Origin of the sequence: Paraburkholderia graminis C4D1M, assembly GCF_000172415.1 — a bacterium.
Taxonomy (GTDB): Bacteria; Pseudomonadota; Gammaproteobacteria; order Burkholderiales; family Burkholderiaceae; genus Paraburkholderia; species Paraburkholderia graminis.
The window spans coordinates 111715-129324 of record NZ_ABLD01000015.1 but is presented as its reverse complement, the minus strand read 5'-3'; the positions used below and the strand labels follow the sequence as shown (position 1 = coordinate 129324).

13 protein-coding genes are annotated in these 17610 nt (G+C 64.9%); 7 read left to right on the top strand and 6 right to left on the bottom strand.

Going from position 1 to position 17610, the window contains the following annotated elements; translation table 11 throughout:
- Positions 1-9 precede the first annotated feature (9 nt).
- From BGRAMDRAFT_RS22045 to BGRAMDRAFT_RS22025, 5 genes are all read right to left on the bottom strand, one after another.
- Positions 10-1968 (bottom strand): autotransporter-associated beta strand repeat-containing protein, encoded by a 1959-nt coding sequence (locus BGRAMDRAFT_RS22045; protein ID WP_006051046.1) that lies wholly within the window; start codon positions 1966-1968, stop codon positions 10-12.
- Positions 1969-2173: 205 nt separating this feature from the next.
- Entirely contained in the window at positions 2174-2968 is a 795-nt protein-coding gene (locus BGRAMDRAFT_RS22040) for an ABC transporter substrate-binding protein (protein ID WP_006051045.1), read from the bottom strand.
- Positions 2969-3036: 68 nt separating this feature from the next.
- Positions 3037-4506 (bottom strand): NAD(P)/FAD-dependent oxidoreductase, encoded by a 1470-nt coding sequence (locus BGRAMDRAFT_RS22035; protein WP_006051044.1) that lies wholly within the window; start codon positions 4504-4506, stop codon positions 3037-3039.
- Positions 4503-4805 (bottom strand): (2Fe-2S)-binding protein, encoded by a 303-nt coding sequence (locus tag BGRAMDRAFT_RS22030; protein WP_006051043.1) that lies wholly within the window; start codon positions 4803-4805, stop codon positions 4503-4505. Before BGRAMDRAFT_RS22030 ends, BGRAMDRAFT_RS22035 begins: the two co-directional genes overlap by 4 nt.
- Entirely contained in the window at positions 4789-5934 is a 1146-nt protein-coding gene (locus tag BGRAMDRAFT_RS22025; protein WP_006051042.1) for an NAD(P)/FAD-dependent oxidoreductase, read from the bottom strand. Before BGRAMDRAFT_RS22025 ends, BGRAMDRAFT_RS22030 begins: the two co-directional genes overlap by 17 nt.
- Before the next feature lie 102 nt (positions 5935-6036).
- Between BGRAMDRAFT_RS22025 and BGRAMDRAFT_RS22020 the strand changes: the two genes are divergently transcribed.
- A complete protein-coding gene (locus BGRAMDRAFT_RS22020; RefSeq protein WP_006051041.1) occupies positions 6037-6960 on the top strand; it encodes a LysR substrate-binding domain-containing protein in 924 nt (307 codons plus the stop codon).
- 28 nt (positions 6961-6988) lie between these two features.
- On the opposite strand, the gene BGRAMDRAFT_RS22015 is transcribed toward BGRAMDRAFT_RS22020, so the two are convergent.
- Complete coding sequence (locus BGRAMDRAFT_RS22015; RefSeq protein ID WP_006051040.1) at positions 6989-7720, bottom strand: IclR family transcriptional regulator; 732 nt, start codon at positions 7718-7720, stop codon at positions 6989-6991.
- A gap of 158 nt (positions 7721-7878) precedes the next feature.
- On the opposite strand from BGRAMDRAFT_RS22015, the gene BGRAMDRAFT_RS22010 reads away from it, so the two are divergent.
- The 6 genes from BGRAMDRAFT_RS22010 (at position 7879) to BGRAMDRAFT_RS21985 (ending at position 17560) form a co-directional block, all read left to right on the top strand.
- Positions 7879-8763, top strand: coding sequence for an aldo/keto reductase (locus BGRAMDRAFT_RS22010; RefSeq protein ID WP_044021617.1), 885 nt, complete (start codon positions 7879-7881; stop codon positions 8761-8763).
- On the top strand, positions 8760-10196 hold the full coding sequence (locus tag BGRAMDRAFT_RS22005; RefSeq protein ID WP_006051037.1) for an aminotransferase: 1437 nt from the start codon (positions 8760-8762) through the stop codon (positions 10194-10196). The genes BGRAMDRAFT_RS22010 and BGRAMDRAFT_RS22005 overlap by 4 nt, the downstream gene beginning before the upstream one ends.
- 66 nt (positions 10197-10262) lie before the next feature.
- Complete coding sequence (locus BGRAMDRAFT_RS22000; protein ID WP_006051036.1) at positions 10263-11597, top strand: NAD(P)/FAD-dependent oxidoreductase; 1335 nt, start codon at positions 10263-10265, stop codon at positions 11595-11597.
- Between the two features lie 52 nt (positions 11598-11649).
- On the top strand, positions 11650-13689 hold the full coding sequence (locus BGRAMDRAFT_RS21995; RefSeq protein WP_006051035.1) for a hydantoinase/oxoprolinase family protein: 2040 nt from the start codon (positions 11650-11652) through the stop codon (positions 13687-13689).
- Positions 13690-13720: 31 nt separating this feature from the next.
- On the top strand, positions 13721-15748 hold the full coding sequence (locus tag BGRAMDRAFT_RS21990) for a hydantoinase B/oxoprolinase family protein (protein ID WP_006051034.1): 2028 nt from the start codon (positions 13721-13723) through the stop codon (positions 15746-15748).
- 240 nt (positions 15749-15988) lie between these two features.
- Positions 15989-17560 carry an ABC transporter substrate-binding protein gene (locus tag BGRAMDRAFT_RS21985; RefSeq protein WP_006051033.1) on the top strand — a complete coding sequence of 524 codons (1572 nt, stop codon included), beginning with the start codon at positions 15989-15991 and terminating at the stop codon, positions 17558-17560.
- The last annotated feature ends 50 nt before the right edge of the window (positions 17561-17610 follow it).

Sequence of the window (17610 nt, the reverse complement as noted above, 5' to 3'; positions counted from 1 at the left end):
CCACAACCATTACGCCGCCGACAACCTCACCGACACGCCCGTCCCCGTATAAACCGGCGTCGCCTTGAAGCCGTCGACCGTCACCGTCGAGAACTTCGCCGAGCCGGCCGCGCCGTCGATCAGCGCGATGGTGTCGCCGGCTTTCGGCGCATAGCCGTTCACGAACTTCACATGCAGCGTGCCGCCCGCGACGCTCAGCGTGCCGCCCACACGCAGACGCCCGCCGCCGTTGCCGTCGATGTCGAGTTCGAGCGTCGTGTTATCGAGCTGCGTGTAGCGCGTCGCGATCGTCACCGGCACGCCGGCCGCGATCTTCACGCTGCCGCCCGAGCCGACATACACGTCGCCGCTGCCGAACGCGTTCGCCGAGCCCGCCGCGAGCGTGCCGCCGCTGACTTGTGTGCCGCCCGTGTAGCGGTTGTTGCCCGACAGCGTCAGCGTGCCCGAGCCTTGCAGCGTCAGCTTGCCTGCACCGGCAATATCGTTGCGCCACACGTCGGCCGCATTGAGCCCGCCCTGCGACGCATCCATCGACACGATCACGTTGCCGTTGAACGCGCCATAGCCGTCGGCGGCGGCGAACAGGTTCAGGCGGCCCCAGCCTTCGGCGTCGTCCATCACCGGATAGCCGGACGGCATCTCGGTCGTCTTCAGCACGACGCGCCGCTGGTCCGCGCTCAGGTACGGGAAGCGCGTTTGCAACAGAATTTCCGCGCCCTTGGGCACAAGCGGCGGCGCATCGGTCGATGCGATCGGGCCGAAGCCGAACGTCATGCGGCGCGTGAATGCCGCTTTATTTGCGGTGTAATCGGCGAAGCGGTCGGTTGCCGCCGTGCCCGAACGAGCGAATGCGGCGAAGCTCGCGCCGTTGGTCCCGCTGAGCTGCTGCAGCGCCTGGTGAGCCTGAACGTAGGCGGCCTGCGCGTCGCTTGCATACGTGTTCAGGTTCGCCGCGCTGGCGGCGAGCGCGAGCATCCGGCCGCCGATCACGTCGAGCGGCGAGTGCATGCCGGCGAGAATCCGGTTCTCGCCGAGTTCGAGACCGCGGCTCACCATTTCCTGGAATCGTTCGGGAACGAGCCACGCCATCGTCGTCGCATCGCGCATCGCTTCGGCCTCGTGACCGCTGATGAAGCCGCCGTCGGTCGCGGGCGTCGTGCTTTCCGCGGGAACGAGCGTCGGCGCGACCACGACGCTCGAGCTCCAGCGGTACGGCCGTGCGTACTTGTAAAAGCGTTTCGCTGGTTCCGTCGATGCGTTGTTGCCCATCTCGTTCAAGAGATCGACGACCTTGCCGAAGCTCGCGTTCGTGCTGCCGCCGACGCCGACGTTATTGCCCGAGTCGTTGTACAGCACGGTCGTCGCATCCGGCGGCACGCTGGTGATGCTGGTCGTCTGCTGCGCCGCCGTGCGCCATGCGGCGGTGAGCGGGCCCATCCCGTCGGTCACGCTGTAGCCCTTGCCGCGGCGGTCGTCGAAATACGCGGCGTCGGCCTGCTGCGGCGTGCGCGCGGTCGTCGCGTCGATCACGTATTGAACGTTGGCGCCCAGCACCGTGCTGTTCAGGATCGTGCCGCACGGCGTGCCGCTGGCGGGCAGGCCGGAGCAGGTCGACGGTACGATCGCCGGAAACGCGCCGTTGGCCGGCGCGCTCACACCCGCGTCGACCAGCATCGTCGACGGCTGCCAGAGGTCGAGAAAGCGGCTCACGACACGCACCGCGGCGTTGGTCGACAGCGTCGCATAACGCGCGTCGCCGCGCTGGTTCGTCGCGATGTTATCGACGAAGGCCGGCACGCCAGGCACGGGCGCGCTGTCGACGAAACCGGGATCGGCCGGCGGCGCCGGCACGGCCGCGACGGGCGTATTAGTGGCGACGACATCGCCGCCGCCGCCGCAGGCAGCCAGAACGATCGCACTCGACAACGCTGCGACGTGCAGCGGAAAACGGCTTCGTGACGCAAACATGCCAACTCCATCCTGAGGGTCAAAGATGGCGCATTGTCGTGGGCGAACGTGACGTGGAGGTTACGGAGCCGTTTAGTGGAGATTTGGTGTTGGGGCGGGGAAGAGCGAGGCGACGCTCGCTACTCTTTAGCTGGATCGATGCGCCGGTGTTCAATGGATGCGGCTATCCGGCGCGTACATACGCAACAAGCGAGAAAAACGGATGTTACTTCCCGTACATGTCGAAATCGAAGTACTTCGCTTCGATCTTGCGATACGTGCCGTCCTTGAGCAATTCGGCAATCGCGCCGTTCAACGCATCGCGCAGTTGCGGCTCCGACTTGCGCACGCCCGCCGCGTCGCCGTCGCCCATGATCTTCGCGTCGTAGACCACATCGCCTGCGAATGAAAAGCCCTTGCCGGCCGGCGTCGCGAGAAAACCCAGCTTGCCCTGCACGGCGTCCATCAGCACCGCATCGACGCGCCCCGCCGTCAAGTCGGAATAAGCCTGGTCGTAGCTCGGATACGCGACCACTTCCACGCCCGACGACGCCCACTTCTCGCGCGCATACGTTTCCTGCACCGTGCCTTGCTCGACCGCCACGCGCTTGCCCGCGAGCTTCGACGCTTCGGGCAGCAGATGCGCGCTGTCCTTCGCGATCAGGCGCGTCTGGTTGCGGTACAGCCGGTCGGTGAAGTCGATCTGTTCGCGGCGCTTGGCGTTTGCCGCCATCGACGAAAGGATCACGTCGAACTTGCGCGCCTGAAGGCCGGGAATCAGTCCGTCGAAACTGCTTTGCACCCACACGCACTTCGCCTTCAGTTTCTCGCAGATTGCATTGCCGAGGTCGACGTCGAAGCCCACGACCGTGCCGTCTTTTGCGATCGATTCGAACGGCGGGTACGTCGGGTCGACGCCGATGCGGATCGTGGTCCACTCCTTGGCCGATGCCATCGTGCTCGCGGCCATCAGGGCGAGCAGGGCGGCGCTCAACATCGTCTTTACGCGTGTGGTCTTCATAGAGGCTCCGTGTGTGATGTGATGTGGTGTGGTTGTGGTGCGATTCGTTTCGTCTGCGATGGATGGGATCAACTGGGAAATTCGCCGCGAGTGAAGTCGTCGCCGAGCGCGATGGAGTCGGCGATTTCGTCGACCGTAACCGGTTTGATCGGCGCGCGAATGCGGTAGTAGCCGACGTCGCCGACCGCGCGTTCCTGCATCTGCGCGATGAGTTCGCCGACCGTCGCGCCACACCATCGGCCCTGACACGGACCCATGCCGCAGCGTGAAAACGCCTTCATCTGGTTCGGCCCCTGACAGCCGATTGCCGCGATCGCGCGAATCTCGCCCGCCGTGACTTCCTCGCAACGGCACACGATGACGTCGTCGGCGGGGCGGCGCAGCGCGGCAGGCGGCGTGTAGAGCGCGTCGAGCAGCGGGCGCACGGCGAGATGCCGTTTCATCGCGAGCCGCGAGCGACGGCCGCGTGCATCGCGCGACGCGGCATCGAGCGCGCCGAGTTCGCGCGAGATATCGAGTGCCGCAAGCGTGCCCGCGTGCGCAGCCGCTTTCGCGCCGCCGATGCCCGCGCCGTCGCCCGCGATCCATACGTGCTCGACCGTGCTGCGTCCGTGCGCATCGGTGCGCGGGCGCCAGCAGGCCGACGACGCATCCCATTCGTGCTCGCAACCGAGCGAGCGGGGCAGTTGCGTCGAAGGAATCACGCCCTGATGCAGCAGCACGAGCGACGTGTCGATCGAACGACGCGTGCCGTGTTCGTCGGCGAAATGCACGCGTTCGGCGCGCTCTTCGCCTTCGATCGAGAACGCACTTGCGCCGCGATAAATGGGGATGCCCGCGCGCTTTACCGCGCGCATCATGCGCAGACCCTTCAGCAGATAATCGGCGCCTGCAAGCGCGGGCAGCGCATGAGGCAAGGCGGCGCGCCACGCATCGCGCGGCGTCGTATCGATGATGGCGCGCACGCGGCGTCCGGCATTCAGCAACTGCCATGCGAACAACCACAGCAGCGGCCCGCAACCGGCGAGCACCGCGTCCTGCGATGGCGCGAGTCCCGACGACTTGAGCAGCGTTTGCGCCGCACCGATACCCATCACGCCCGGCAGCGTCCAGCCGCGCACCGGCCACGGACGCTCCTGCGCGCCCGTCGCGACGAGCACCGCGCGCGCCGAGATGTCGAGCGTGCCGCCAGGTTGCGCACCTTGTGCACCTTGCGCGCGGCGCGTGAGCATCGCGACGGCGCGGCCGTTTTCAAGCGCGATCTGCCATACGACGCAGCGCGCCAGATGCTTCGCGCCGCTGGCATCGAAAGCCGCGATCAGCGTGCGTCCGCCGAGATACTCGTCGCCGAGCACGTGTGCATCGCTCAGCGGAGACTGCGCGGCGTTGCGATAAATCTGTCCGCCGGGCGCCTCGCCTTCGTCCGCGACGATCACATCGAGACCCGCACGGCGCGAAGCGATCGCCGCCGACATGCCCGCCGGGCCCGCGCCGATGATCAGCAGATCGCACGTCGATTGCACTGGACGCTGCATCATGCGAGCCTCGCTTTACCGGACATCGCGCGGACCCGCATGCCGTCGCAGACGCGCGTCATGCACGCCTGCACGTTCGGCACGCAGTCGATTTCGACGAGACAGTCGAAGCACACGCCCATCATGCAGAACGGTCCGCGCGGGGCGCCGCTGACGGGCGTGGTCCGGCAGGCGAGCGCGCCGCTTTCGAGCAACGCCGCGGCGACCGTGTAGTGCTGCGGCACATGCCGGTGCGTGCCGTCGATATCGACGCGCACCGTGGGCGCCGGCAAGGTGACGAGAGATTCAAAGTACGTGGGCATCGGTCGAATTCGAAAAACGCGTGGCGACGAAGGGATCAAGTATTGAAGGTCGCGCGCCGCCCGCGATCCACGGCGCGATCACGTCGGCATGGGCGGCGGCGAGCGTCACGCCGCTATGGCAGATGGCGAGGAACGCGCCGGGATGCGTGGACGATTCCTCGTAGACCGGCAGGCCGTCGGGCGTCATGATGCGAAGCGCGCCCCACGCGCGCACGATGCGCGCATGCCCGAGCACCGGAAATGCGGTGCGTGCGCGGCGCGCGATATCGGCCATGACGGCGCGCGTCTGGCCGTCGTCGAAGCCGACGGCTTCAGCGGAGTCGCCGAGTAGCACCGAGCCTTCGGGCGTCTGCCGCACGACCAGCGTCGGATAGTCGAGAAACGGCGCGAGCCGCTCCGTCACCATGATCTGACCGCGCAGGGGCGTGATGGGCGCGAGCATGCCGACCATTGGCGCCAGGCGCTGGTTGTCGAGGCCCGCGGCGAGTACCACGCGTTCGGCTTCCAGCGTGCCGTGCGGCGTATCGATTTCGAAGCGGCCCACATATGGGCGGATTTCGCGGACTTCATGATGCGGCAGATACGTGCCGCCCGCGAGCGCGAACGCCTGCTGCATCGCGCGCAACGTATAGAGCGGGCTCGCGTGTCCGTCATGCGGCGAGTACAGCGCGCCCGCCAGTTTGTCCGATGCCGAGGGCACGCGCGCCTTCAGCGCATGGATATCGAGCACCTCATAAGTGAGCGACGCGTCGCGCGCGCGAATCGATTCCAGCAACTGCCGGCCCGCTTCGAGCTGCTCGATGGTTTCGCACAACTCGATGCCGCCGGGACGTTCGAAGCCCGCATCCACGCCGGTCTTGCGCTGCAATTGCGCGGCGAACGCGCCCCAGCGCTCGGACGATTCACGCGACCACTGCGCGTAGGGCAGGCACCGGCCGCCCTTGCCTTGTACCCAGACGAGCCCGAAATTGCCGCGTGCCGCACGATGCGCGGAGTCAGCGCCGTCGCATACGGCCACGCGTTTGCCTGCACGAACGAGCCCATAGGCGATGGCCATGCCGACGAGTCCTCCGCCAGCGACCACGATGTCGAAGCGGCGTGCCGTGTTATGAGCCAGCTTATGCTGCATGAAATGCGTTTCCTGCCTGTTTTTACGAGTCGAGACCGAACTTTGGGCGCTGCAAAAAACTGCGTCAAATGCCAGTTTGTCGGTCATCTATAATCTAATGTTATGGACACATCCGAACTCAAGATCCGCCAGATCGAGGCCTTTCGCGCCGTCATGCTTCGGCACACCGTCACCCGCGCCGCCGAGTCGCTGCATATCTCGCAACCCGCGGTGAGCCGTCTTATCGCCGATCTGGAAAGCCGCGTCGGCTTCGTGCTGTTCGATCGTCAGCAGGGGCGGCTCACGCCCACGGCGGAAGCGCGCGTGTTGTCGGAAGAAGTGGAGCGCGCATTCGTCGGCATGGACCGCATCGCGCAGGCGGCGCGGCAGATACGCGCGATGCGGCGCGGCTCGTTGCGCGTGGCAGGCTCGCCCGCCGTGGCGCTCGATTTGCTGCCTTCCGTGATCGCGCGGTTCGTGGAGCGGCATGCGGGTATCGACATCAGCCTGCTCACGCATAGCGCGACGACGGTCGTCGAGAAAGTCGCGTCCGGGCAGTGCGATGTCGGCGTGATCGCGGAGCCGATTCCGCATCCTGCCGTTCGGAGCGAACGCCTGGCGAATGCGGTCATGCGTTGCATCGTGCCGCGCGGGCATCGGCTGGCGCGCAAGGCGTCGCTGACTCCCGCGGATTTACGCGGCGAGCGCTTCGTGTCGTTTCCGCAGAGCTTCGATGCACGCAGCGCGATTGACCGCGTTTTCGTCGATGCAGGCATCGCGCGCGATCTCGTGATCGAGGCGCAACTCTCGCAAGCCATCGTGGCGCTCGTCGCGAATGGCGCGGGCGTCGCGCTGATCGATCCGGTCACCGCTGCATTTGCGCGGCAGCGTGTGGCCGTCAGGCCGTTCACGCCCGCCGTGCCGGATCATTTTTATCTCGTGACCAATGGGTCACGGCCGTTATCGCTCGTGGCAGAGACGTTTTGCGGCGCGATGCGGGAAGCGTTCGAGCGCGCGATAGCTGAACCTGATATCCGCAAAAAATAACGGGTGAAATCCACATGCCACCCGACTGCTACACCCCGATCGCAGCAGCCGCCTTCGCTACCGCGTTCCCCCATTCTTCGAGACGTGCCGGGTCATAGCGCGATTCCGGCATCGAGATGCAGATGCTCGCCGCCGGCGCGCCGTCCGAGTCGATGACCGGCGCGCCGATCGCGCACACCGCAGGACGATACTGCGAGAGATTCACCGAATAGCCGCGTTGCCGGATGCGCTCGAGTTCGAGACGTATCTCGGCCGGATCGGATGGCGTGGTGTCACTGAACTTCGGCAGATCGCGGCTCAGGATTTCGTCGACGTCGGCTTCCGTCATGTACGCCAGTACCGCCAGGCCCGTCGCGGTCGCATGAAACGGACTGAGATCGCCAATCGGACTGAAGGTGCGCACCGTCTGCGTACAGTCTTCACGATCGATCAGGACCATTGAGTTGGTGCTGTCCGGCACCGACAGATGAACTGTCTCGTTGGTCAAATCGCGCAACTCGCGCATCGGCCCGCGCGCGGCCGCATACAGCGCACCGCCGCGCAGCGCGGCAGGCCGCACGCCGAGGATTCGCGGACCCACTTCCCAGCGTGTCAGGTCGCCGCTCGTCTGGCGAAGCCAGCCCGCCTCGTGAAACGTCAGCAGCGCGCGCTGCACGCTCGACTTCGGCATATCGAGCAGGCGCGCCAGCACGCCGACGCTGACCGGCTGGTTCTTCGACACAGCTTCGAGAATCTCGAGGCTCTTCAACAAACTTTTCATGCAGGTCTCCGATGAGCGACGGCGACGGGCGAGCGCCCACGCTGCGCTTGCAACGCAAAAAAGCGCGTGTTACTTTTCGTGCACTGTTCGTGGCACGCCGTGCCGTATTGTGGCACACCTCTTTTAGAGTTGCAAAGCATCGGAGAACGATTAAGGCAATGGGACTCTCTTTTCAGCCGCCCGGCGCTGCGCCGGTTATCGAAGCGCACGGCGCGCGCTTGCCCGCCATCGGCCTCGGCACCTGGCGCTCCACGCATGACGAAGGGGTGCAAGCGGTGCGCGCGGCGCTCGCAGCGGGCTATCGCCATATCGACACGGCGGCGCGTTACGAGAACGAGCAGGCGGTCGGGCAGGCGCTCGCGGCGAGCGGTTTGCCGCGCGACGAAGTGTTCGTCACGACCAAGGTGTGGCACACAGAATTGCGCGCGGCGGATTTCAGGCGTGCCGCCGAGGCGAGCGTCGCGCGGCTCGGGCTCGATCACGTCGATCTGCTGCTGGTGCATTGGCCCAATCCGGATGTGCCGCTCGAAGAGACCATCGGCGCGCTCTGCGACGCGCAGCGCAGCGGCTTGACGCGGCATATCGGCGTATCGAACTTTCCGGCCGCGCTGCTCGATCGCGCGGTCGCGCTTGCTTCTGTGCCATTGGCCGCCAATCAGTGCGAATACCACCCGTATCTCGATCAGACGCGCGTGCTCGACGCGTGCCGGCGGCATCGCATGGCGTTCATTGCGCATACGCCGCTTGGCAGCGGCAAGCTGCTCGCCGATCCGGTCATCGCGGACATCGCACGCGAATACGGGCGCAAGCCGGCTCAGATCATCTTGCGCTGGCTCGTGCAGCAGCCTGGCGTGGCGGCGATTCCCAAGTCGTCGAATCCGCTGCGCATCGGCGAAAACCTGGCCGTGTTCGATTTCGAACTGGATGCGGGCGCAATGGCGCGCATCGGCGCGCTCACTCGCGCCGACGGCCGCGTGAGCAAGCCCGCGTGGCATCCCGAGTGGGACGCACCTGCGCATTCATCAGCGGCGGACAAACCATGAACTTCATCGACACCGCCATGAACCCCGCCATGAACCCCGCGATGCGCACGCATGGCGAACTGACGCTCGAAACCGACCGGCGGCATCTGATGCATCCCGGCACGCATGCGTCGGATCATGCGTCGGGTCAACTCGATGCGCGCCTCATCTCGCGGGCGAAAGGGATTCGCATCGAGGATCACGCGGGACGCTCGTACATCGACGCGTTCGCAGGACTCTACTGCGTGAACATCGGCTATGGACGCGAGGAAATGGCCGACGCAATCGCCGCGCAGACGCGCGAGTTGTCGTTCTATCACACGTATGCGGGCTTCTCGAACGACCCCGCTGTCGAACTGTCGCGGCGCCTGATCGAAGAGTGGGCGCCGCCCGGCATGAAGAAAGTGTTCTACGGCATGTCGGGCTCGGACGCGAACGAAACGCAGATCAAGCTCGCCTGGTACTACAACAACGTGCTGGGGCGGCCGCGCAAGAAAAAGATCATCGCGCGGCAGCGCAGTTATCACGGCTCGGGCATCGCGACCGGCAGTCTCACGGGGCAGCCCAAGTTTCACGCCGGTTTCGATCTGCCGATGCGCGAAGTGCTGCACACGGCTAGTCCCGACTTCTATCGCGATGCACGTCCCGGCGCGAGCGAAGCGGAGTTCGTCGCGGATTGCGTCGAGCACCTGGAGCAACTGATCGCGCGTGAAGGCGCCGACACGATCGCCGCATTTTTCGGCGAGCCGGTGATGGGCTCGGGCGGCATCGTGCCGCCACCATCAGGTTATTGGCCCGCGATTCAGGCGGTGCTCAGGCGTCACGACATTCTCTTCGCCGTCGATGAAGTGGTGTGCGGTTTCGGCCGGCTCGGTTCGCGCACGGGCAGCGAGCACTACGGTCTCGAGCCGGATCTGATGTCGGTGGCGAAGGGCCTGACGAGCGGGTATCTGCCGCTGTCGGGTGTGATCGTCAGCGAGCGCGTGTGGGATGTCATCGAGCGCGGCTCGCGTGAGCAGGGCGCGATGAATCACGGCTGGACCTATTCGGGCCATCCGGTGTGCGCGGCGGCGGCGTTGACCAATCTCGACATCATCGAGCGCGAGCAGCTCGTGAATAACGCAGCGCAGGTTGGCGCTTATTTCCAGGCGCGTTTGCATGAGGCGTTCGACGCGCATCCGCTCGTCGGCAATGTCAGAGGCGTGGGCATGCTCGCCGCGCTCGAACTGATGGCCGGCAAGAGCGAGCGCCGCCCGTTTCCGGCCGCGGCGAAGGCGAGCCAACGGGTTGCGCAGGCAGCGCTTGCGCGCGGTTTGATCGTGCGTGCGCTCGGCACCAACGACATCGTCGGCTTTGCGCCGCCGCTTGTCGCCACGCGCGCGGACATCGACGAAATTGTCGCGATTGCGCGCCGTGCGCTGGACGATGTTAGCGACGCGTTATCCGTGCAGTAGCCGCCTGTTTTCACGCCCTCGCTTTCCTCGCGAGCGGGGCTCTTCAACTCAACCAGGGACTCGACCGTGTCCACGCGCAAGCAGGTTTTCTCTTCCGATTTCACCGACACGCCGTACTGGTGGCAAGACTGGCGCCCTCATGACGAACTGATGTCGGACGTGCCTCGCGACGCAGACGTGGCGATTGTCGGCGCCGGTTATGCGGGCTTGTCGTGCGCGCTCGAACTCGCGAAGCAGGGCTTGCGCGTGGCGGTGCTCGAAGCGGACGTGCCGGGCATCGGCGCAAGCACGCTAAGCGGCGGCCAGGTATCGGGAGGCGTGAACGTCGGCAAGGCGCCGTCGGGTAAGAAGCTGGATAGTTCGGTATCCGAAGAACGGCAGAGAAGGTTGCTCGGCGAAGCGTCCGTGTCATTCGAAGTGTTTGAAAACATTCTGCGCGACAACGCGATTGAATGCAGCTACGTCAAGGCAGGGCGTATCAACGCAATGTGGACCGATGCGCACATGGCCGCCTGGCGCAAGCGCATCGTCAATCTGAACACCTATGCGCGCGCCGGCGCACGCATGCTGTCGCGCGACGAATTACGCGGCGAACTGGCGAGCGACATCTATGCGGGCGGCGTGCTGATCGAACGCGCGGGCCAGGTTCATCCGTCGATGATGTTCGCCGGTTTGCTCGCCGCGGCGCGTGGCGCGGGCGTGACGGTATGCAGCCGCGCGGCGGTTCGAAGCATAGCGCGAAGCGGCGCTCAATACCGGGTGGAAACGTCGCGCGGCGTGCTCACGAGCCGGCATGTGGTGATCTGCACGAACGGCTATACCGGTTCGTCGATGCCCGATTTGCAGCGTCGCGTGGTGCCGGTCGTATCGCACCAGATTGCCACCGAGGAATTGCCGGCCGACCTGCGCGCCTCGCTGATACCGAAGCGTCGCGGCATCTCCGAGACACGGCGTGTCGTCAACTACTACCGCTATTCGCCCGACGGCAAACGCCTGCTGTTCGGCGGCCGCGCGCGCTTTTATCACCTCGATCGCCGCCAGTCGGCTGCGGTGCTGCACGCGCAGATGGTCGAGCGTTTTCCGCAGATGGCCGATGTGAAGGTCGCGTATAGCTGGGGCGGCACCGTGGCGCTCACGCTGGATTTTCTCCCGCATCTGGGCCGCACCGCCGATGGCATTTACTACGCGCTCGGCTGCAACGGCAGCGGCGTCGTGATGATGACGTACCTCGGCTACAAGGTCGCGCGGCTGATCGTCGAAGGGCAAGCGCCCGAGACAAGCGCCTACGGCACGCCGATGGTCACGCATCCGCTTTATAGCGGCAAGCCGTGGTTCATGCCCGCGCTCGGCAGTTACTACCAGATTCGCGACGTCATCGACAAACGCAGGCGGCACGCATGAACGGCCGCACACCGCTTGACGCATACCATTTAACACACGCAAGGGCACGACAATGGGCTTGAGAATCGGAGTCGATATCGGTGGATCGTTCACCGACTTCGCGGTGTTGGACGAGGACACGCGCAGCATCCGCACGCTAAAGGTGTTTTCGCGCCCGGACAGCCCGGGCAGCGAAGTGCTCGCGGGCGTCGAAGGACTGCGCGAGCGCTACGGCATCGAGCCGCACGATGTCACCTATTTCACGCACGGCACGACGGTCGGCGTGAATGCGGTGGTACAGCGCCGCGGGTTGAAGCTCGGCCTCATCACCACGCGCAATTTCGAAGACGTGCTCGACATCGCGCGCCTGAAGATTCCCGATATGTATCACCTGATGTCGAGCCGTCCCGCGCCGCTCATTCCGCGCGACCGCGTGTTCGGTGTCATCGGGCGGCTCGGCGCTGACGGCGAAGAAGAGACACCGGTCGATGAACAAAGCGTGCTCGATGCGATACGCGGCTTGCAGGCGGCGGGCTGCGAAGGCGTGGTGGTGTCGCTGCTGCATTCGTACCGCAACCCGGCGCATGAGCGGCAGGTGAAAGCAATTGTCGAGGCCACTCTGCCGGGCTTTTTCGTGTCGTGCTCGCATGAGGTCTGGCCCATCATCCGCGAGTACGAGCGCACGGTGACGGCGACTATCGGCGGCTATGTGCAGCCGCGCGTGTCCAACTATCTGACGCAGTTGCAGGCGGCGTTGGCGGAAAGCGGCGTCGCGGCCGATCTGAAAGTCACGAAATCGAACGGCGGCGTGATGAGCGCCGAGCACGGCAAACAGAACTGCGTGCAGATGATTCTGTCCGGCACCGCGTCGGGCGTGATCGGCGCGGCGTATCTCGCGCGCCTTTGTAACGTGAAAGATTGCATGAGCCTCGACATCGGCGGAACCACAGCGGATATCGCGCTGATCGTGGACGGCCAGCCGCAATATGCGACCGGCGAATACATCGGCGAATTCCAGATTCATATTCCGTCCGTGTCGGTGTCATCGGTCGGCGACGGCGGCGGTTCGATTGCGTGGGTCGACGAATTCGGCGTGCTGAAGGTCGGGCCCGAAAGCGCGGGATCGAGCCCTGGGCCAGTGTGTTACGGCCGTGGCGGCACGCGCCCGACAATCACCGATGCGTTCGCCGTGATCGGCGTGCTCGGCAGCGCGGCGCTCGGCTACAACGCGGTGAAGGTCGACGTGGACGCGTCGCGGCGGGCAATCGAACCGCTCGCCCGGCGTCTGGGTCTCGACATCTATCAGACGGCCGCGGCCATCATCGAGGTGTCGATCTCCGGCATGTATGCGGGCGTGAGCCGGCTCAGTTCGCGCTTCGGCATCGACCCGCGCACGTTCGCGCTGATGCCGTTCGGCGGCGCGGGGCCGATGCTCGGCTGCTTTCTCGCGCGCGCGCTGAACGTGCGCAATCTGCTGGTGCCGACCACGCCGGGCGTGTTGAGCGCGCTGGGCGGCCTGATCGCCGATACGAAAAACGATTTTGTTCGGACGACGTACTATCCGCTGGACCGTGCTTCGCTCGCCTTGCTCGCGCAAGATCTCGCGCATCTGGAAGCCGACGCGCGCGCATGGGTGATTCGCGAGGCGGGGACGGACGCAAGCGCCGAGATCGTCGTTTCGGCCGATATGCGCTATCGCGGGCAATCGTTTGAAATCGACACGCCGCTCGCGCGGGAAGCGATCACCGGCGGCGATATCGAAGCAATCGCGCAGGCGTTTCACCGCGAACACGCGCGCCTCTTCGGGCATAGCGACGAGAAGTCGCCGATTCAGGTGGTGGCGCTGCGGCTCGTCATCACCGCGCCCACGCCGAAGCCCGCGCTGCCGCGCATCGCGACAGGCGAGGGTGCGCCGCGCGCGGAATCGGAGATCGACGTGTATCTGGACGGCGCGTGGCGGCGCGTCCCGCTTTACCGGCGCTCCGCGCTGCTCGCCGGACACCGGTTCGCCGGGCCCGCGATCGTCGCGCAGGACGACACCACGACATGCGTGCTGCCGGGTTTCGACGGACGCGTGGACGAATACGGCAACCTCTTTCTCGAAGCGGTCTGATAGATCGATAGATCGATCCAGGAAACACACCATGACATTCGATAAATCCGTCCTTCAGATCTTCGCGAACTATTGCGTCGCCGCCGCCGAAAGCATGGCGTACACGCTCGTGCGAACCGCGCACTCCGCGTTCGTGAAGGAGACGGAAGACTTCTCCTGCACGCTGATGAACACGCGCGGCCTGACTTTCGCATCGCCGAAAACGCTGGGCGCGACCTGGTATCCTGGACTCGACTTCGGCGCGGTGATCGACATGATCGATCAGTACGAGCCGGGCGACATCTGCATGACGAACGACGCGTATAGCGGCTACGTCGCCACTCATACACCCGACGTGATGATGTGGAAACCAGTGTTCTTTGGCGGCGAGATTGTCTGCTATGTCGGCGGGCACATTCACAACACCGATATGGGCGGCGCGGTGCCCGCGTCGCTGTCGCGCACGCTCACCGAGATCTATCAGGAAGGCATTCGTTTCGCGCCGACCAAGATCGTCCGCGCGGGCGTGCTCGATGAAGCATTGCTCGAACATATGGCGATCAACGTGCGCGCGGCCGAGCAGAATCGCGGCGACCTGAAGGCGCAGATCGCGATGCTGATGACCGGCGAGCGGCGTGTGCTCGAAATCATCGAGCGCTTCGGCATCGAGCAGTTTCGCGCCGGCATGGACGCGCTGCTCGACTATTCGGAGGAGCAGGCGCGCACGATCGTGCGCGGCATGCCGGATGGCGAGTACTTCTTCGCCGAGTACGCCGACGAGGATTCGGTCAACGGCAAGCCGCTGCGTGTTGCGCTGACGCTGACAGTGAAGGACGGCTCGCTTGTGTTCGACTTCACGGGTAGCGATCCGCAACTGAGTTCGTCGCTGAATATGCCCACGGGTGGCAAGGAGCGGCATGTGCTCGCGCTCGTTGGCCTCAACTACGTGCTGTATTCGCTGAATCCCGATCTGCTGCTGAATGCGGGCATGCTGAAAGTCGCGCGCTGCATCCTGCCTGAAGGCACGATCATGAACTGCGTGCCGCCGGCCGCGGTCGGCATGCGCAGTCTGACGGCCAAGGTCGCGCAGTACGTCACGTTCGGCGCGTTTTCGATGGTGTGCCCCGAGCGACTGCCGGCCTGTCCCGCGGGCGGCATGTCGATTCTCAACGTGAAGACCGTCGACCGCAACGGCCGCACGGTGATCGCGTCGATCGGACCGGTGGGCGGCGGTGCGGGCGGCATGGCGTCGGCCGACGGCTCGGATGCATCGGGTGCGAATGTCGCGTTCCTGCGCAACACGCCAGTCGAAATCAACGAAGCCGAAGTGCCGATCCGCATCACGCGCTATGGCGTGGTGCCTGGCAGCGCCGGCGCCGGCAAGTTTCGCGGCGGGCTTGGAACGGTGATGGAATTTCGCGTGTCGTCGCCGGGTACGCTCGTCACGGCGCGCAATCGCGACCGCTCGCGCTTCGCTTCATGGGGCGTGCTGGGCGGCAAGGCCGGCGCCGTATCGCGGTTTACCCGCAACCCTGGCACGGACGGCGAAGAAGATCTCGGCGTGACCGATCTCGTGATGTGCGGCCCAGGCGATGTGATCCGTCTTGAAGGCTGCGGTGGCGGCGGCTATGGCGATCCGTACGAACGAGACGCGCAGAAGGTGCTCGAAGACGTGCGACGCGGCTATCTGTCCGTCGATCAGGCGCGCGATCTGTATGGCGTGGTACTCGGCGCAGAAGCCGGCGCCATCGCCATCGATGCAGCCGCGACCCTGCATATGCGCGCCACCGCGAAGAGCGACGCGCAGCGGCGGCCGGCCTCTCACTTCGACTATGGCGCGGAGCGCAACGCGTACGAAGCGAAATGGACGCGCGAGCGCTACGACGTGCTGACCGGCATTCTGTCGCGCGCGCCGGTGGTATGGCGGCATTTTCTCAAGCACAAGATCTTCGATGCACTCGATGCAAGAGAAGCGGCCGGCAGCTTGGAGCCGGGGCCAAAAGTGATCACGCAACTGTATGAAGAAGTGCTGCAACGCTATCCGCAGTTGCTTGAAGCCGAGGCATCGGCGAGCGCCTGATATCACCCGTTGATGCCGCGCTTGCAGTGAGTCTTTCGCGCATAACCGGCGACCATGCAAATTGCCGCGTTAGCGCCGCAGGAACAGTTTGTTTATGCCGTCTGCCCTTTTTTGTCGGCGCTTTACGCGGTTTCTGCAGGCATACGATGCTGCTAACGAGCCGCGAAAAATCTTCTCGCTGCCTATACGAACTTCTATGCAACATTGCCAGGATCACTTACCTCTGCGGAGCCAATTCAGATGAACGACGAAACGAATAGCCGCGGCATCAGCCGCCGCGACATGATGCGCATGTTGGCTGGGACCGGCATGATGGTAGCCGGCGGGGGACTCCTGACGGCCGCGCCGGGCGCGCTTGCCGCCGAGGTTCCGAAGAAGGGCGGCAGCATTCGCGTCGCCTATAACGCGGGCTCCGTATCGGATACGCTCGATCCCGCAGCGGGCTCGACCGGCGGCGACTATATCCGCTTCTTCATGTTTTACAGCGGCCTGACGCAACTTGACGAAAGCCTCACGCCGCGCATGAACATCGCCGAATCGGTGTCGAGCGCGGACGCGAAGACGTGGATCATCAAGCTGCGCTCAGGCGTCACTTTCCACGACGGCAAGACGCTTACTTCCGCCGACGTCGTGTACTCGCTGATGCGTCACAAGAATCCGCAAACCGCCTCGCGCGTGAAGACACTCGCCGACCAGTTCGCGAGCGTGACGGCGAGCGGGCCGAACGAAGTGACGTTGACGCTGCAGGTGCCGAATGCCGATTTGCCCGTGATTCTCGCGACGCCGCAACTCGTCATCGTCAAGGACGGCACGACCAACTTCAACTCGGCGATCGGCACTGGTCCGTACAAGCTGAAAAGTTTCGCGCCGGGCGCGGGCACGGTGGGCGTGCGCAACGCCAACTACTGGAAGCCGGGGCAGCCGTATCTCGACCAGATCGAACTGATCAGCATCAGCGACAACGCAGCGCGTGTCAGCGCGCTGCTCGCCGGGGACGTCCATCTGATCAACTCGGTCGATCCCCGTTCGACGCGGCGCATCTCGTCGACGCCGGGGTACGAAGTCAAGGAGACGAAGTCCGGCCTGTACACGGACCTGATCATGCGTCGCGACAACACGCTGACGGGCAACCCCGATTTTGTGAAGGGCATGAAGTACATGTTCGATCGGGAGCAGATCCGTTCCGCGGTGTTTCTCGGCTATGCGGTGACCGGCAACGATCAGCCGATTCCGCCGGGTCATCGGTACTTCAATGCTTCGCTGCCGCAGCGCGGCTTCGACCTCGACAAGGCGAAGTTTTATATGCAGAAGGCCGGCGCGGTCGGAACTACATTGCCGCCGATCTACGCCACCACCGACGCCAACGGCTCAATCGAAATGGCGCAGTTGATCCAGCAAACGGCCGCGAAGATCGGCGTGAATCTGAGCGTGAATCGCGTGCCGTCCGACGGTTACTGGTCGAATCACTGGATGAAGCATCCGCTCGGTTTCGGCAGCATCAACCCGCGGCCTAGCGCGGATGTGCTGTTCACGCAGTTCTTCAAATCCGACGCGCCGTGGAATGAATCGGCGTGGAAGGACCCGAAGTTCGATCAATTGCTCGTGAGCGCGCGCGGCGAGACCGACGACGCCAAACGCAAGCAGATGTACGGCGAAATGCAGGCGCTGGTCACGGACGAAGGCGGCATCGGCATCCCGTCGTTCATCAGTCTGATCGATGCGAACGACAAGCGCCTCAAAGGACTCGGCGCGATTCCGACCGGTGCGATGATGGGTTTCTCGTTCGCCGAATATGCGTGGTGGTCGGCATGAGCGAGGCGGGTGCTCGCGGTTGATCGCTACGGTGACCGGCTCGCCGTCGA

Excerpts from the sequence above, each read along its gene's own strand:
- BGRAMDRAFT_RS22045 (WP_006051046.1), bottom strand. The coding sequence starts at position 1,968 with ATGTTTGCGTCACGAAGCCGTTTTCCGCTGCACGTCGCAGCGTTGTCG.
- BGRAMDRAFT_RS22040 (WP_006051045.1), bottom strand. The coding sequence starts at position 2,968 with ATGAAGACCACACGCGTAAAGACGATGTTGAGCGCCGCCCTGCTCGCC.
- BGRAMDRAFT_RS22035 (WP_006051044.1), bottom strand. The coding sequence starts at position 4,506 with ATGATGCAGCGTCCAGTGCAATCGACGTGCGATCTGCTGATCATCGGC.
- BGRAMDRAFT_RS22030 (WP_006051043.1), bottom strand. The coding sequence starts at position 4,805 with ATGCCCACGTACTTTGAATCTCTCGTCACCTTGCCGGCGCCCACGGTG.
- BGRAMDRAFT_RS22025 (WP_006051042.1), bottom strand. The coding sequence starts at position 5,934 with ATGCAGCATAAGCTGGCTCATAACACGGCACGCCGCTTCGACATCGTG.
- BGRAMDRAFT_RS22020 (WP_006051041.1), top strand. The coding sequence starts at position 6,037 with ATGGACACATCCGAACTCAAGATCCGCCAGATCGAGGCCTTTCGCGCC.
- BGRAMDRAFT_RS22015 (WP_006051040.1), bottom strand. The coding sequence starts at position 7,720 with ATGAAAAGTTTGTTGAAGAGCCTCGAGATTCTCGAAGCTGTGTCGAAG.
- BGRAMDRAFT_RS22010 (WP_044021617.1), top strand. The coding sequence starts at position 7,879 with ATGGGACTCTCTTTTCAGCCGCCCGGCGCTGCGCCGGTTATCGAAGCG.
- BGRAMDRAFT_RS22005 (WP_006051037.1), top strand. The coding sequence starts at position 8,760 with ATGAACTTCATCGACACCGCCATGAACCCCGCCATGAACCCCGCGATG.
- BGRAMDRAFT_RS21995 (WP_006051035.1), top strand. The coding sequence starts at position 11,650 with ATGGGCTTGAGAATCGGAGTCGATATCGGTGGATCGTTCACCGACTTC.
- BGRAMDRAFT_RS21990 (WP_006051034.1), top strand. The coding sequence starts at position 13,721 with ATGACATTCGATAAATCCGTCCTTCAGATCTTCGCGAACTATTGCGTC.
- BGRAMDRAFT_RS21985 (WP_006051033.1), top strand. The coding sequence starts at position 15,989 with ATGAACGACGAAACGAATAGCCGCGGCATCAGCCGCCGCGACATGATG.